The organism is Chryseobacterium barbadense, from assembly GCF_042849955.1.
In the GTDB taxonomy this organism is placed as follows: domain Bacteria; phylum Bacteroidota; class Bacteroidia; order Flavobacteriales; family Weeksellaceae; genus Chryseobacterium.
In genome coordinates, this window is record NZ_BAAFHL010000026.1 from 1 (window position 1) to 14,221 (window position 14,221).

A 14,221-nucleotide genomic window follows, 5' to 3' on the forward strand; every position below is an offset into this window, starting at 1 on the left:
GTCGTAGAAAAAGGAGATTATCTTTTCACAAGTTTGGTTTGTGGAGCCCAGTATGCTTCTCAGAAAACCATCCAAAAGCCTCTTATGGTAGCATTGGGATCTTCGGGTAAATAATTTCCTGCTTATTTCTGCGGTTTAAAACCAAGGCATTATAGCTAATTTTTGTTATTTTTGCAGCATTTCATAATGTATTCATGGGTAAAAATAAATTAGCAAGGTTCGCAGAAAACAAATTACTTCCAAATGTTATTCAGCCTACAAGAGAAGAGGCTCTGAATGGCTTTACGCTTAAAGGAAAATGGAGACAGGAGTTTTTTAAAAATGACAACCCTATTGTTCTTGAACTGGGTTGTGGAAAAGGGGAATATTCCGTGGGACTTGCCAAAACATTTCCAGAAAAAAACTTTATCGGCATTGATATCAAAGGAGCCAGATTTTGGTTCGGGGCAAAGGAAGCTGTGGAAAATGGCATGACGAATGTAGCATTTTTAAGAAGCCAGATAGAATTGGTAGATTGTTTTTTTGACGAAAATGAAGTGGACGAAATATGGATTACATTCCCTGATCCCCAGATAAAATACAAACGTACAAAGCACCGACTGACCCACCCGGATTTTTTGAACCGCTATAAAAAGTTTCTTAAACCTGGAGGAATCATTCACCTGAAAACAGATTCCGAGTTCCTTCATGGATATACTCTGGGATACCTGCAAGGTGCTGGTTACGAAATTATCACCGCCCATCACGATATTTACGGAGCTCCGGAATATGATCCCAATACTCCGCACTTAAGAGATATCAGAACGTATTATGAAGAATTATTTTCTGCAAAAGGAAAAACGATTACTTATATTAAATTTCGAATTAAATAAACAACAAACAAATGATGATAAAAACCCCTCAGTTTCTTAAAACACTGTCCGATAATTTAACAAATTAAGTGATTTTCACTTAAAAACCATACGGGTTGTAAATTTTACAACCCTGTTTTGCGTATCCCTTATAAAGTACAAAAGAGAAATTCTCTATTTAAAACACCTATATGAAAAAAAACTTCTTACTGATTCCATTAGTATTACTGTTGGTTTCATGTAATACAAAAAGCAATGCCACAAAAAATTCAAATATTCTTGAAAGCAAAAACATTCAGGAGATTGAGAAATTCCTGAAAAACTCGCATCCCGAAGATCCGAGAAGAAGTGTTTTAAAACCTAAATTAATTGCTTTAAAAAATATGGAATGGACGAAAGGCAGAAAAGATGCAAAGCCTATGGAAGCAAGACCCATTATTTCCGAGATTCCCAAAGATGCCAGCTCAGCAGAAGCAGAGGAATTTAAGCGTCTTCTCACTTCCACTTCAAAGGAGCACAAGGATAAAACCGTAAAACTTCTCAATGCTATGTTTAATGAAGATATCAGCAGTAAAGAAGTTATTCTTTTATTCAAAAACCAGTCTGATTGTAATTTAGTAGTGAGAATCCAGGGAAAGGATTTTTATAATATGGCAGTTCCTGCAAAAGGGGAAAACTTTATGGTGATTAATAAGGGAGTATATGTTTTAACAAGCAATGTTTGTGATGTATTATATTCTTCGAAAAAAGAAATTAAAAAGAGTATTATTTTAACAATTAATAATCCGGCACCAATAGGAAACAAAACTATCTTAGGAAAAAAATAAAAAGGCTGGGTTCTCGTTTATAAAGTATGAATATGAAAAAACTACTTCCTTTTTCCATAGCTCTTATTACATCATTAATGAACTGTGGAAGTGTAAACTATAATACAAAATATCCGGAGAGAAAACCATCACCCCCGTCAGCGAATACGGGGAGCAAGACAAGTTCTGCAGCTCAGGTAGAAAGAGAATACCAGACTTTAATAAAAACGTATAAGCCGGAAACGGCAGAAGTTTTAACTGATTTGTTGAACGATTCTTCGGACAGCCCGAAAACATCCATAAGAGTGGAAAATAATTCCCGTTGTAATATGGTTTTGACGATAAGTGGCAATAATTATTTCAAAAAAATTCCGATCGGGGCTAATAAAATCGGAACTGCAATGGTCTTGAAAAATCAAAATTACAACTTTTCCGGAATGGTGTGCAATTCAGTATATCAGAAAACAAAGTTCATTACCAGCTCATACCATATTACACTTTCGAATTAAGGGCTGCATAGACGGCTGTCATTTGGAAAACGGAGAAATATGCTGTAGTAGTGAAGGGATTTGCAAAATTGGCGCAGTGTATCACGAACATCCCAGATTTTATAAAACCTTAAATATGCAAAACAAAAAACCGCTAAATAATTTTAGCGGTTTTATTATTTAAAAGAAAATCTTTAATTATTCTGCATCGAAGTCAGCATCTGTATCAGCAGATACTTTTTCTCCTTCTTCTTTAGATTTTTCTTTATCAGCTTTTCTTTGAGACTGCCCTTCTTTGATAGATTCAGCAACAACGCTTAGAATCATATCAATAGACTTAGAAGCATCATCATTTCCTGGGATAACGAAGTCTACTTTTCTAGGATCAGAGTTTGTATCAACGATACCGAAAACTGGAATACCTAATTTCTTAGCTTCAGTTACAGCGATGTGTTCTCTCAAGATATCAACTACAAATACAGCAGATGGAAGTCTAACCATGTCTGCAATAGAACCTAAGTTCTTCTCAAGGTTAGCTCTTTGTCTGTCTACCTGAAGTCTTTCTTTTTTAGATAAAGTTTCGAACGTACCGTCTTTTTTCATTTTGTCGATCGCGTTCATTTTCTTTACAGCCTTTCTGATAGTAACGAAGTTCGTTAACATACCTCCTGGCCATCTTTCTGTAATATAAGGCATATTAAGTTCAGAAGCGTGTTTTGCCACTACTTCTTTCGCTTGCTTTTTAGTTGCTACGAAAAGAACTTTTTTACCTGCAGAAGTTAATTTTTCTAAAGCGTTACAAGCTTCATCCAATTTAACTGCTGTTTTATGTAAGTCTACAATGTGAATACCATTTTTCTCCATAAAAATGTATGGAGCCATATTTGGGTTCCACTTTCTTGTCATGTGACCGAAGTGTACGCCAGCCTCTAAAAGGTCTTTTACATTTGCTTTTGCCATGTTTTCTGTTTTTGTTAGTTTACTTTCCGCTTTTTAGGCAATCAACAACTTCTTTAGATGGGAGAAGCGTTTGGATGCTAAACGTAACGGGCAAAGTTGCTGTTGGCTTTTGTAGTTAGCAATAAGCTTTCCAGCGTTTTGTTAAAATAAAATTTAAATTTTTCATGTAAGCTAATAGCATAAAGCCAATAGCCAAACGCATTTTAACGTTTAGAGAACTGGAATCTCTTTCTTGCTTTCTTCTGACCTGGTTTCTTTCTTTCAACCATTCTTGCATCTCTTGTAAGTAAACCAGCAGGCTTCAATGCTAATCTGAACTCAGCGTTGATTTCGCATAAAGCTCTTGAAATACCTAATCTGATAGCTTCTGCCTGACCTGTATTTCCACCACCGAAAACATTTACGGTAACGTCATACTGACCAGCAGTTTCAGAAAGGATAAACGGCTGGTTTAATTTATAAACCATAACGTCTGTAGAGAAATATTCTTTAGCATCTTTACCGTTTACTGTAATGTTACCAGTTCCCGGCTTTACATAAACTCTTGCTACAGAAGTTTTTCTTCTTCCGATTTTGTGAACTATAGACATATTAATTATTTAAATTCGTTAACATTAATTGTTTTAGGCTGTTGAGCTTCATGCTTATGCTCAGTTCCTTCATATAAATAAAGGTTTTTAAGCAATGCAGATCCTAATCTGTTTTTTGGAAGCATACCTTTTACAGATTTTTCCAATACTTTCAAAGCATCTTTCTTTTGAAGTTCAGCAGCAGTCATAGACTTTTGACCTCCAGGATATCCTGTATGCCAGATATAAGTCTTGTCAGCCCACTTGTTTCCGGAAAGAGTAACTTTCCCAGCGTTCAAAACGATTACGTTATCACCACAATCTACGTGAGGTGTAAAATTCGTCTTGTGCTTACCTCTCAAAATCTTTGCAACCGTAGAAGCCAATCTTCCTAACGGCTGTCCTTCAGCGTCTACCACAACCCATTCTTTATTAGCAGTAGCTTTGTTCGCTGAAACAGTTTTGTAACTTAATGTATTCACACGTTTTAGTTAAAGATTAAACATAATTTTCCCCTAAAAGGGTGTGCAAAGGTATAAATAATTTTTGGAATAGGAAAACATATTTTATTTTATCTCTTGATTTGTCGCTATCCATCCTGCATTTAATAGTTTCTATCTATAAAACAATCTCAAATTCAGTTCATCAATATTATAAGACAAAGTTTAAATTAAATTTAATTTCAGAAATCCCGTTTCTTTCCGAAATAATTATATTTGCTTCAAATCTTTAAAAACTATGAGCCACGGAAAAACACGAGAAGACAAAACATGTCTTAACTGCGGACATATCGTAGAGGAAAGATTCTGCCCTCACTGCGGGCAGGAAAATGTAGAGCCCAAACAACCCTTCCACTATCTTTTCACGCATTTCATCGAAGATTTTACGCATTACGACGGACAGTTCTGGAAAACCATCAAATATTTGTTGTTCCGTCCGGGAAAATTGACCAAAGAATATCTTGCAGGAAAAAGGCAGCTGTATGTAGCTCCAGTAAAATTATATATTTTTATAAGCTTTATTACCTTTTTTCTTCCTTCCCTGTTTTCCAGTCCGGAAAATGAGACGAAAAAGGACAACAGAAAAAACCATACTTCCCAGGAAATTGAAACAGAAAAAAAACAACAACAATTTGCCCAGTTTGTTGACAGTGTAAAGTATGAATTAGAGAAGACTCAGATAAAAGACCCCAAAATGGGCACGGATAAAGATTCACAAATTACTAAAGTTAATGGAGATGATATAGAAACTGATGATTTTGGCGAAACCAAAGACGGAAAGTTAAGCATTATGGGAGCCCAAAACATGAAACAGTTTGATTCTCTCCAGGCAAAACATCCTGATAAAAAGAAATCTTTTGAAGTCATGAAACCCTTCGCAAAGAAAGTATTTCATATGCAGGAACAAGGTTTAAACAAAAAGCAGATTATGGACAAATTTAGAGAAAATCTTCTGCACACCCTCCCCAAAGCCTTATTTGTGTATCTTCCTATTTTCGCATTCTTTCTGTGGGTATTTCATAATAAAAAGAGATGGTGGTATTTTGATCACGGAATTTTTACACTCCACTATTTTTCTTTCTTATTATTGGGAACCCTTATTTTAATATTTTTTGACAGAATAACAGAATTTATACCGGATTATGGTATTTTGGATTTATTAATTATATTAATCTATGTAGCTACCATTCTTTATATGTCCCTCTATTTTTTTGTAGCCCATCACAGAGTATACGAAAGCTCCCGAGGTATGAGTATTTTCAAAGGGATATTCTTATTTATCATTAATTCTATCGGGCTAATGATGATGCTTTTAATTTTGGCCTATGTAAGTTTCCAAACAATGCATTAATCGCGAAGTGTTTTATTCGCTCGGAAACTGGCGATTAAATAATATGCTACAAACACCGTAGAAAATTTCAGTACGGAAGGAATGGCCAATTCAAGATTGAAAATCAATGTTCCGATGAGAACCAGGATTCCCATGGCTACAAAAGACAGGCCTAATTTTTGCGGCAAGGTGAAATTAGGGGTATCCAGATAATAGGCAATTCCCCAGGCAAAACCAAAAGCAATAGCGTAATAAATATCAAGTCCTATATTTTCTGAACTATAGAAGAAATAATTGATCAAAAAACTTACAGAAGTTCCCAACGCAAAATACAGCAATGCCTTTTTCATACCTTATATATTTGGTGCAAAAATAAAGATTTTAATTTGAGAATTGGAATTCCTTCAATAACACAGGCAACTTCCAAACCTTCCAACTTAAAAAGGCAAACATTTATTTAATTAAATCCATTTAAACAATTAAAAATCAATAATTTAAATTCAAACCAACGGTTGCTATTTTATTATTATATTTGGGAATTCAGAAATTTTCTAGATTTTTTATGGAAACCCAAAAATATACTCCTAAAAACAAAGTAAGAATTGTAACAGCAGCATCGTTATTTGACGGACATGATGCGGCCATCAATATTATGCGTCGTGTGATCCAGGGAACAGGATGCGAAGTAATCCATCTCGGGCACGACAAATCAGCAGAGGAAGTTGTGAACACAGCGATTCAGGAAGATGCCAATGCAATTGCCTTAACCTCCTATCAAGGGGGACACAATGAATATTTCAAATATATTTATGATCTTCTGAGAGAAAAAAATTCCCCACAGATCAAAATCTTCGGTGGCGGAGGCGGTGTCATCCTGCCGGAAGAGATCAAAGATCTGATGTCTTATGGGATCGACAGGATTTATTCTCCGGATGACGGAAGAGAGCTGGGTCTTCAGGGAATGATTGACGATTTGGTTCACAGATCAGATTTTGCAACCGGAAAAGATGTTACGGCAAACGATTTGGATTCCATTCAATTTGAAAATCCTACCAGCATCGCTCAAATTATCTCTGCAGTAGAAAACTTCTCAGACGAAAAACCTGAATTGGTTAAAGCCATTGATGAAAAATCAAAAGATTTACATATTCCTATCATCGGTATCACTGGTACAGGTGGAGCAGGAAAATCTTCATTAACCGATGAACTGGTAAGACGTTTCTTACGTTCCAACACCGATAAAAAAATTGCCATTATTTCTATTGACCCTTCTAAAAAGAAAACGGGAGGTGCCTTATTAGGAGATAGAATCCGTATGAACGCAATCAATGATCCAAGAGTATATATGCGTTCAATGGCAACCAGAGAGAATAATGTTTCCGTATCTCCATTCATTCATTCCGCGTTGAATGTCTTGAAGCTGGCGCATCCGGATGTCATCATTCTTGAAACTTCAGGGATCGGACAATCCGGTTCAGAGGTTTCTGATTTTGCAGATGTTTCCATGTACGTGATGACTCCCGAATATGGAGCCTCTACACAGCTGGAAAAAATCGACATGCTGGATTACGCAGATTTAGTTGCTTTAAATAAGTCTGACAAACGTGGTGCATTAGATGCTTTACAGGCCGTAAGAAAACAGTTCCAGAGAAACCACCTTTTATGGGAAAACCAACTGGAAGATATGCCGGTGTATGCAACAAAAGCATCTCAATTCAATGATCACGGAACCACTGAGCTTTACAATAGATTAATTTCAAAAGTGAATGAAAAATTCCCTGGATTAAATCTACAGACTTTTGTTGAACAGGAAATTACAGATGAAGTAACAATTATTCCTCCAAAAAGAGTTCGCTATTTATCTGAGATTGTTGAAAACAATAAACAATATGATGCTGCTGTTGAAAAACAGGCTGAATTAGCAAGAAAAATGTATCATATTGAAGGCGTTAAAAATATTATTTCAGGAGAAATCCTGGAAGCTGAATATCAAAAGGCAGAAAAAGAGCTTCAACAGGAAAATATAGACTTCCTAAAAACTTGGGATGACACGAAAAAAGCTTTCCATGCTGAGTTTTATTCCTATTTCGTAAGAGGAAAAGAAATTAAAGTAGAGACCTCAACAGAATCTTTATCTCATTTAAGAATCCCCAAAATTGCATTACCCAAATATAACGACTGGGGAGATCTGATCAAATGGAAAGGTCAGGAAAACCTTCCGGGAAGCTTCCCTTATACGGCAGGAATCTATCCTTTCAAAAGAACCGGAGAAGACCCGACAAGAATGTTTGCCGGAGAAGGGGGACCTGAAAGAACGAACAGAAGATTCCACTATGTTTCTGCGGAAATGCCTGCAAAACGTTTATCTACTGCATTTGATTCTGTAACATTATACGGACAGGATCCTGCTTTACCACCGGATATTTACGGTAAGATCGGAAATGCGGGAGTTTCTATTGCTACTTTAGACGATGCTAAAAAACTGTATTCAGGATTTGATCTGGTGAACGCATTAACTTCTGTTTCAATGACGATCAACGGTCCGGCTCCAATGTTATTGGCTTTCTTTATGAATGCTGCTATCGACCAGAATGTTGAAAAATATATTGCAGAAAATAATCTTGAGGCTAAGGTTGAGGCTAAGCTTAAGGAAAAGTTTGACGATAAGGGACTGGAAAGGCCAAAATATAACGGAGAGCTTCCACCATCTAATAACGGTTTAGGACTGAAATTATTGGGAATCACCGGAGATGAAGTTATTCCGGAAGAAGTTTATGCCGAAATTAAGGCTAAAACCATCGCAACAGTTCGTGGTACGGTTCAGGCAGATATTTTAAAAGAAGACCAGGCTCAGAATACTTGTATTTTCTCAACTGAATTCGCACTTCGTCTGATGGGTGACGTTCAGGAATATTTCATCAAGGAAAAAGTAAGAAACTTCTACTCTGTTTCCATTTCAGGATACCATATTGCGGAAGCAGGCGCCAACCCGGTTTCTCAGTTGGCATTTACATTGGCAAACGGTTTCACCTATGTGGAATATTACCTAAGCAGAGGAATGGATATCAATGATTTTGCACCCAACCTATCATTCTTCTTCTCTAACGGTATCGACCCTGAATATTCAGTAATCGGACGTGTGGCAAGAAGAATCTGGGCAAAAGCGATGAAACTGAAATATGGAGCAGACGAAAGAAGCCAGATGCTGAAATATCACATCCAGACTTCCGGACGTTCTCTTCATGCTCAGGAAATTGATTTCAACGATATCAGAACCACTCTTCAGGCATTATATGCCATTTATGATAACTGTAATTCTCTTCACACAAATGCGTATGACGAAGCCATCACAACTCCAACAGAACAGTCTGTAAGAAGAGCAATGGCGATTCAGTTGATCATCAATAAGGAGCTAGGTTTGGCTAAAAACGAAAATCCTCTTCAAGGTTCATTTATTATTGAAGAATTGACCGATCTTGTAGAAGAAGCTGTATATGCTGAATTCGACAGAATTACAGAAAGAGGGGGTGTTCTTGGAGCAATGGAAACCATGTACCAACGTTCTAAAATCCAGGAAGAATCTATGCATTATGAATGGCTGAAGCACACAGGAGAATACCCGATCATTGGAGTAAACACCTTCTTAGGAAAAGATGGTTCACCAACTGTTCTTCCGGGAGAAGTTATCCGTTCTACCGAAGAAGAGAAGCAGGCTCAGATCGAGACCCTTCACAACTTCCAAAAAGCGAATGAAGGAAAATCTGAACAGGCTCTTAAAAAACTTCAGCATGCGGCCATTAACCAGCAAAACTTATTTGAAGTAATGATGGATGCTGTAAAATATTGTTCTTTAGGACAAATTACCAATGCTTTATTTGAAGTGGGTGGTAAATACAGAAGGAATATGTAAACCTGTATTCAGTGAGACAATTTTGACGACTAATTGTACTAATATAAATTAAAACCTCAAGGAGATTTCTTGAGGTTTTTTGTTTTAAATATTTATGTTTGCGATATGAAACCTAAAGCGATATTCAACTGGAGCAGCGGAAAAGATTCTTCTCTTGCTCTTTACAAAATAATACAGGAAAACTATCTCGAGATCACTTCACTGCTTACAAGCATCAATAAAGAATATCAACGGATTTCCATGCATGGAGTTCATGTCTCACTTTTGGAACAGCAGGCTGCAAGTTTAGGCCTTCCGCTGATTAAAATGGAGCTCCCGAAAGAACCTTCCATGGAGGAATACCGTGAGATCATGAGCAATACGATGTCTGCAATGCAATCTCAGGGAATTACTCATTCCGTTTTTGGAGATATTTTCCTGGAGGATTTGCGTGCCTATCGTGAAGGGCAATTAAAATCAATTGGGATGGAAGCCGTTTTCCCGCTTTGGAAAAAAGATACTACGGACCTCATCCATGAGTTTTTAGATCTCGGATTCAAAACGATTGTTACCTGCGTGAATGAAACTTACCTTGATAAAAGCTTCGCAGGAAGAGTCATTGATAAGGGTTTCATTGCAGATTTACCTTCAACTGTTGATCCTTGTGGCGAAAACGGGGAATTTCATACGTTTATTTTTGACGGTCCTATTTTTAAAAATCCAATCCAGTTTGAAGTAGGCGACATTGTAAAGAAAACGTATCTAAAACCCAAATCAGATAGCCATGATGAAGACGAAGATTATGTGTTCTGGTTTTGCGATCTGATTTCAAAATAATTTGTTTCAAATATCGTTCTGATAAACTGCAACCTATGAAACCATTTTTGAGAATTGAAAAGCCCTGTGAAGAATCATTAGAAAAAATGCATGACGTTCCGGGTGGAAAGTTCTGTGATCTATGTTCTAAAAAAGTATTGGATCTCTACAACCTGAGTGATTCGGAAATCATCAATATTCTTCATCAGAAAAGGGGTGAAAAACTCTGTGGAATGGTTTTCAAAAACCAGCTGAACCGTCCTTTAATGGATACTCAACAAACACGGGCACATTATTTCAGAAAAATGACCTTTTCGAAAATTGCAGCAGGTGCCGCTTTGGCAATGACTGTAGTCAATTCATATCCTGCTCAAACTAAAAACATCAATAAAACTGAACTGATTTCTTCAACAACTAAAGCTTCAAAAGAAAACCAGAAAAAAGAAGATGTAGCAGGAGACGGAAGCGTCATCATTTCCGGGAAAGTTTTGGTAGGTAAAAAAGGTAACTCGAGTGAAAATACAACCGTAAGCTTAATTACAAAAACCAAAGTGTATTCTACAAAAACAGATTCAAAAGGTTTATATACATTAGAAGTTCCAAAAGAAGTTATTCAGAAAGAAAATTTAATTGAGTTTCATCCGGAACATTATACCGTTGATACTAAATTGGAGATTTTCCGTCAAGAAGAATTATTGAAAAAGCACACAACCAAACTTACGGAAAATGACTACGGAAGTGTATATGGTGAGATTTCAATTGGTCCTCCGAATGCTACTGAAAAATCTTTGGTGCTTTTAGGAGGTAAGAAATTAGATAGTAAAACCTTCAACAAAAGTTTATATATGTTTTATAACAGGTATGATGTGCATTATATTCCTAAACCCTATACAAAACTTTTTACGACAGACGAGACAATTACTGATATTTATATAGCATTTGTAAAACCACGTTGATCATTTTATAAATATGAGTTTCTTAATTATAACCCAGGGGCTTTGCTTATTGTAAATTTATTATTTAAATGAAACGTATTCATATCTGACTCGTGTAGATATATTCCTATATTCCTTCCCAAGCAATATAAAATCATAACCATGATAATCAAATACATAGAGGAGAGATTATCATTTTTTTCAAATTCATAAAAAACAAACCATTTCTTTTATTTTTCATTTTTCCTTATCATTGCAAAAAATCACACAATGTTAGTAAGAATATTTATTGTATTAATCTCTTTTTTCGTTTTCCACTCCTGTAATAATCCTGGACCTGTAAAAACAGTTGACAGAAATGCTATTATAGATTCTACTGTTATCGCCTTTGAAAAAAAGCTTCTGGAACAGCAAATCGATTCTGTGTTTAAAAAATATAATTTTAACGGAAGCGTTGCCGTTTTCAAAGACTCACTTGAATTATACCGGAAATCCAATGGCTATTCCGATTTTAATAAAAAAATTAAAATTGATAACAATACCATTTTTGCCATCGGTTCTGTAAGCAAACAATTTACAGCTGTTCTTATTCTTCTTCAGATGGAACAGGGAAAATTGAAACCGGATGATAAAGTTTCAACCTATATCAAAGAATTTCAGACCAAAGAATATGAAAACATTACCATCCACCAGCTTCTCAATCATACTTCCGGGATCAATACTCTTGGCGGAAAGCTTATGTTCAAAAGTGGGTCAGAATTTTTTTACTCTAATGACGGATTTAATACTTTAGGTAAAATCGTGGAAAAAACTTCTGGGAAGAGCTATGATGAAAATGTAATGGAGCTCTTTAAAAAAGCGGGCATGGATCATTCTTCTACAGGAACTCTTTTTAAAGGATCTAATTTTGCGGGGGCCTATATCGGAAACTCAAAGAAATTTGAAAAAATCCAGAATATGCCTGAGAGATTAGGTAATAAAGAGATCGGAATTCCGGCAGGAGGTATCCTTTCAGGAATTGAGGATCTGCATACATGGAACCAGGCTCTTTATGGGGGGAAAATATTAAAATCTGAAACTTTTCAAAAATTTATATCCAAAAGTGCGGAAAGATATCATCCGATTTTTGGTAAAATGGGATATGGCTACGGAATTATGACGAATATCGGGCAACCGACTGCTTACTTCCACAGTGGATATATAAAGGGCTCTCCTTCTCTCAATATTTACTATCCTGAAGAAAAAACTTCAGTGATCATTTTATCCAATATTGCTGATGAAGAAAAAGGAAATGCATTCAGGCCGTATGTTGAAATAAAGAATATTACAGATGATCTTGAAAACACAGTGATCAGCCTGAGAAAAGATTTGAACAAGCCTGTATCTAAAGTACAATCCTTGTAACTTTATCTTATGACAAAGTTATATTTTATCGCCATCTATCCTCCGCAATCCATTATTGATGAAGTAAACGTTTTCAAAAGAGATATTGCTTTGCAGTACAAGAGTTCCAAAGCATTAAAGAATGAAGCACACATCACCTTGTTTCCTCCCTTTTCAAGAGAATTTGAACTCGAGAATGATATCCTTGTCGCTTTTCAGAAAATTGATACTGGCATACCTCCGTTTGAAATCACGCTCAATGGTTTCAGCGGGTTTCCTAATAAAAATCCTGTTCTGTACATAAAGCCGGAAATCAGTGAATCGTTGAAAGATCTTTATGAGCGGGTAAAGCAACAATTCCGGTTTGGAAAATATTCTTTTAATCCTCATATAACCATAGGCTATAGAGATTTGACATTAGAAAACTATCTGATAGCCATGGAAGATTATCAGCACAAAGAATACAAAACTAAATTTTTAGTTGATAAAATATTGCTTCTTCGACATGAGGGGCATTGGATCCCCATTGCAGAGAAAAAACTAATGGCAAACTAATGCAACACTGGTTTACGTATTATTCTTTAACGATTTTATGAAATAATACCTCTTATGAAATTTTTTCTGGAAATAAGATTCCTCATACTTTTTTCATCAGCAAATGAGTGAGGAAAGTTATATCTTTGCCCCAATGATTTCAGAGAAAATAATATTAGGGATAGATCCCGGAACTACGGTAATGGGTTTTGGTATTATTTCCATTAAAAAGGGGAAAATGGAAATGGTTTCCATTCATGAGCTTTTGCTAAAAAAATATCCTAATCACGAAACCAAGCTTAAGTATATTTTTGATAAAACTTTGGCTTTAATTGATGAGTTCCATCCGGATGAGGTGGCATTAGAAGCTCCTTTTTACGGAAAAAATGTACAAAGCATGCTAAAATTAGGCCGCGCACAGGGAGTGGCAATGGCAGCCAGTTTATATAGAAATATCCCTATCACTGAATATTCTCCGAAAAAAATAAAAATGGCAATTACCGGCAACGGAAATGCAAGTAAGGAGCAGGTAGCCGGAATGCTTCAGAACCTTTTGAATCTAAAAGAGTTTCCCACCAAATACCTGGACGCCTCCGATGGACTGGCTGTGGCAGTTTGCCATCATTTCAATTCCGGAATGATCGCAGAATCAAAGTCATATTCCGGTTGGGAAAGCTTCTTAAAACAAAATCCGGATCGATTAAAATAATCGATCCGAATTCATTTACCTACTTGCCTTTATATTCAGAAGGAACAACGGAAAAATCGGCTGTCAGCTTACCATTTTTATCATAATAAATATACTTCAGCGTTACATCATTATCCCTGAATTCCTGCATATCTGCAGATGTTTTTATAGCATTAATGGCTTCCTGTTTCGCTTCTTTTTTAAATTCACTGATCTGTTCTTCAGAGACATTTTCTTTTACATCTCCCAATAGGGTATAATTATACTTAAAAATTTTATCAGGTTCTGAAGAAACACTATCCAGACGTATCATGTCGTTAAGAATCTGCGGGGTAAGTTTATTCATACTTGCAGCTGCTTCTTTAAGCTCCATATCTATTGTTTTTTCTTTTTTACAGGAAAAAATAAATAACAAAAAGGTAAGCAATGAAATTTTTATTACATTTTTCATAACTCAAATATTTTTATAGTT

At 35.9% G+C, this 14,221-nt stretch carries 16 protein-coding genes; 11 read left to right on the forward strand and 5 right to left on the reverse strand.

The window, feature by feature from the left end; all coding sequences use genetic code 11:
- The 4 genes from ACGHIN_RS10905 to ACGHIN_RS10920 form a co-directional block, all read left to right on the forward strand.
- Nucleotides 1–114, forward strand: a 114-nt coding sequence (locus tag ACGHIN_RS10905; RefSeq protein WP_390453395.1) for a DUF6759 domain-containing protein, incomplete at its 5' end; no start/stop codon positions are given.
- 80 nt (nucleotides 115–194) lie between these two features.
- On the forward strand, nucleotides 195–872 hold the full coding sequence (gene trmB, locus ACGHIN_RS10910; protein WP_390453312.1) for a tRNA (guanosine(46)-N7)-methyltransferase TrmB: 678 nt from the start codon (nucleotides 195–197) through the stop codon (nucleotides 870–872).
- Between the two features lie 170 nt (nucleotides 873–1,042).
- A complete protein-coding gene (locus ACGHIN_RS10915) occupies nucleotides 1,043–1,678 on the forward strand; it encodes a DUF6759 domain-containing protein (protein WP_390453314.1) in 636 nt (211 codons plus the stop codon).
- Nucleotides 1,679–1,710: 32 nt separating this feature from the next.
- Nucleotides 1,711–2,166 (forward strand): DUF6759 domain-containing protein, encoded by a 456-nt coding sequence (locus tag ACGHIN_RS10920; RefSeq protein WP_390453315.1) that lies wholly within the window; start codon nucleotides 1,711–1,713, stop codon nucleotides 2,164–2,166.
- A gap of 177 nt (nucleotides 2,167–2,343) precedes the next feature.
- On the opposite strand, the gene rpsB is transcribed toward ACGHIN_RS10920, so the two are convergent.
- The 3 genes from rpsB to rplM form a co-directional block, all read right to left on the reverse strand.
- Nucleotides 2,344–3,105 carry a 30S ribosomal protein S2 gene (gene rpsB / locus ACGHIN_RS10925; RefSeq protein ID WP_390453316.1) on the reverse strand — a complete coding sequence of 254 codons (762 nt, stop codon included), beginning with the start codon at nucleotides 3,103–3,105 and terminating at the stop codon, nucleotides 2,344–2,346.
- 203 nt (nucleotides 3,106–3,308) lie between these two features.
- Nucleotides 3,309–3,695, reverse strand: a complete 387-nt coding sequence (rpsI, locus tag ACGHIN_RS10930) for a 30S ribosomal protein S9 (protein WP_390453317.1) — start codon at nucleotides 3,693–3,695, stop codon at nucleotides 3,309–3,311.
- A 5-nt stretch (nucleotides 3,696–3,700) separates the two neighbouring features.
- Nucleotides 3,701–4,156 (reverse strand): 50S ribosomal protein L13, encoded by a 456-nt coding sequence (rplM, locus tag ACGHIN_RS10935; RefSeq protein WP_390453318.1) that lies wholly within the window; start codon nucleotides 4,154–4,156, stop codon nucleotides 3,701–3,703.
- Nucleotides 4,157–4,412: 256 nt separating this feature from the next.
- Between rplM and ACGHIN_RS10940 the strand changes: the two genes are divergently transcribed.
- Nucleotides 4,413–5,525, forward strand: a complete 1,113-nt coding sequence (locus ACGHIN_RS10940; protein ID WP_390453320.1) for a DUF3667 domain-containing protein — start codon at nucleotides 4,413–4,415, stop codon at nucleotides 5,523–5,525.
- Here ACGHIN_RS10940 and ACGHIN_RS10945 read toward each other — a convergent pair.
- Nucleotides 5,522–5,854, reverse strand: a complete 333-nt coding sequence (locus ACGHIN_RS10945) for a hypothetical protein (RefSeq protein ID WP_390453322.1) — start codon at nucleotides 5,852–5,854, stop codon at nucleotides 5,522–5,524. The two genes, ACGHIN_RS10940 and ACGHIN_RS10945, sit on opposite strands and share 4 nt — an antisense overlap.
- A 212-nt stretch (nucleotides 5,855–6,066) precedes the next feature.
- On the opposite strand from ACGHIN_RS10945, the gene ACGHIN_RS10950 reads away from it, so the two are divergent.
- The 6 genes from ACGHIN_RS10950 to ruvC all read left to right on the forward strand — a co-directional run bounded on the left by ACGHIN_RS10950 (nucleotide 6,067) and on the right by ruvC (nucleotide 13,770).
- Nucleotides 6,067–9,414 carry a methylmalonyl-CoA mutase family protein gene (locus ACGHIN_RS10950; RefSeq protein ID WP_390453323.1) on the forward strand — a complete coding sequence of 1,116 codons (3,348 nt, stop codon included), beginning with the start codon at nucleotides 6,067–6,069 and terminating at the stop codon, nucleotides 9,412–9,414.
- Between the two features lie 105 nt (nucleotides 9,415–9,519).
- On the forward strand, nucleotides 9,520–10,230 hold the full coding sequence (locus ACGHIN_RS10955; protein WP_390453325.1) for a Dph6-related ATP pyrophosphatase: 711 nt from the start codon (nucleotides 9,520–9,522) through the stop codon (nucleotides 10,228–10,230).
- A 35-nt stretch (nucleotides 10,231–10,265) separates the two neighbouring features.
- Complete coding sequence (locus ACGHIN_RS10960) at nucleotides 10,266–11,165, forward strand: hypothetical protein (protein WP_390453327.1); 900 nt, start codon at nucleotides 10,266–10,268, stop codon at nucleotides 11,163–11,165.
- 249 nt (nucleotides 11,166–11,414) lie between these two features.
- Nucleotides 11,415–12,548 carry a serine hydrolase domain-containing protein gene (locus ACGHIN_RS10965; RefSeq protein ID WP_390453328.1) on the forward strand — a complete coding sequence of 378 codons (1,134 nt, stop codon included), beginning with the start codon at nucleotides 11,415–11,417 and terminating at the stop codon, nucleotides 12,546–12,548.
- Between the two features lie 9 nt (nucleotides 12,549–12,557).
- Nucleotides 12,558–13,082, forward strand: coding sequence for a 2'-5' RNA ligase family protein (locus ACGHIN_RS10970; protein WP_390453330.1), 525 nt, complete (start codon nucleotides 12,558–12,560; stop codon nucleotides 13,080–13,082).
- A 133-nt stretch (nucleotides 13,083–13,215) separates the two neighbouring features.
- The gene (ruvC, locus tag ACGHIN_RS10975; RefSeq protein ID WP_390453397.1) at nucleotides 13,216–13,770 is read left to right on the forward strand and encodes a crossover junction endodeoxyribonuclease RuvC; all 555 of its coding nucleotides are present in this window, start codon (nucleotides 13,216–13,218) and stop codon (nucleotides 13,768–13,770) included.
- Nucleotides 13,771–13,789: 19 nt separating this feature from the next.
- Here ruvC and ACGHIN_RS10980 read toward each other — a convergent pair whose 3' ends face one another.
- Nucleotides 13,790–14,200, reverse strand: a complete 411-nt coding sequence (locus tag ACGHIN_RS10980; protein ID WP_390453331.1) for a hypothetical protein — start codon at nucleotides 14,198–14,200, stop codon at nucleotides 13,790–13,792.
- Nucleotides 14,201–14,221: the final 21 nt, after the last annotated feature.

What these genes read in the sequence shown, in the direction of transcription:
- ACGHIN_RS10955 (WP_390453325.1), top strand. Translation starts at nt 9,520, where the DNA reads ATGAAACCTAAAGCGATATTCAACTGGAGCAGCGGAAAAGATTCTTCT.
- ACGHIN_RS10960 (WP_390453327.1), top strand. Translation starts at nt 10,266, where the DNA reads ATGAAACCATTTTTGAGAATTGAAAAGCCCTGTGAAGAATCATTAGAA.
- trmB (WP_390453312.1), top strand. Translation starts at nt 195, where the DNA reads ATGGGTAAAAATAAATTAGCAAGGTTCGCAGAAAACAAATTACTTCCA.
- ACGHIN_RS10965 (WP_390453328.1), top strand. Translation starts at nt 11,415, where the DNA reads ATGTTAGTAAGAATATTTATTGTATTAATCTCTTTTTTCGTTTTCCAC.
- ACGHIN_RS10940 (WP_390453320.1), top strand. Translation starts at nt 4,413, where the DNA reads ATGAGCCACGGAAAAACACGAGAAGACAAAACATGTCTTAACTGCGGA.
- ACGHIN_RS10920 (WP_390453315.1), top strand. Translation starts at nt 1,711, where the DNA reads ATGAAAAAACTACTTCCTTTTTCCATAGCTCTTATTACATCATTAATG.
- rpsI (WP_390453317.1), bottom strand. Translation starts at nt 3,695, where the DNA reads ATGTCTATAGTTCACAAAATCGGAAGAAGAAAAACTTCTGTAGCAAGA.
- ACGHIN_RS10980 (WP_390453331.1), bottom strand. Translation starts at nt 14,200, where the DNA reads ATGAAAAATGTAATAAAAATTTCATTGCTTACCTTTTTGTTATTTATT.
- ACGHIN_RS10945 (WP_390453322.1), bottom strand. Translation starts at nt 5,854, where the DNA reads ATGAAAAAGGCATTGCTGTATTTTGCGTTGGGAACTTCTGTAAGTTTT.
- rpsB (WP_390453316.1), bottom strand. Translation starts at nt 3,105, where the DNA reads ATGGCAAAAGCAAATGTAAAAGACCTTTTAGAGGCTGGCGTACACTTC.
- ruvC (WP_390453397.1), top strand. Translation starts at nt 13,216, where the DNA reads ATGATTTCAGAGAAAATAATATTAGGGATAGATCCCGGAACTACGGTA.
- ACGHIN_RS10950 (WP_390453323.1), top strand. Translation starts at nt 6,067, where the DNA reads ATGGAAACCCAAAAATATACTCCTAAAAACAAAGTAAGAATTGTAACA.
- ACGHIN_RS10970 (WP_390453330.1), top strand. Translation starts at nt 12,558, where the DNA reads ATGACAAAGTTATATTTTATCGCCATCTATCCTCCGCAATCCATTATT.
- ACGHIN_RS10915 (WP_390453314.1), top strand. Translation starts at nt 1,043, where the DNA reads ATGAAAAAAAACTTCTTACTGATTCCATTAGTATTACTGTTGGTTTCA.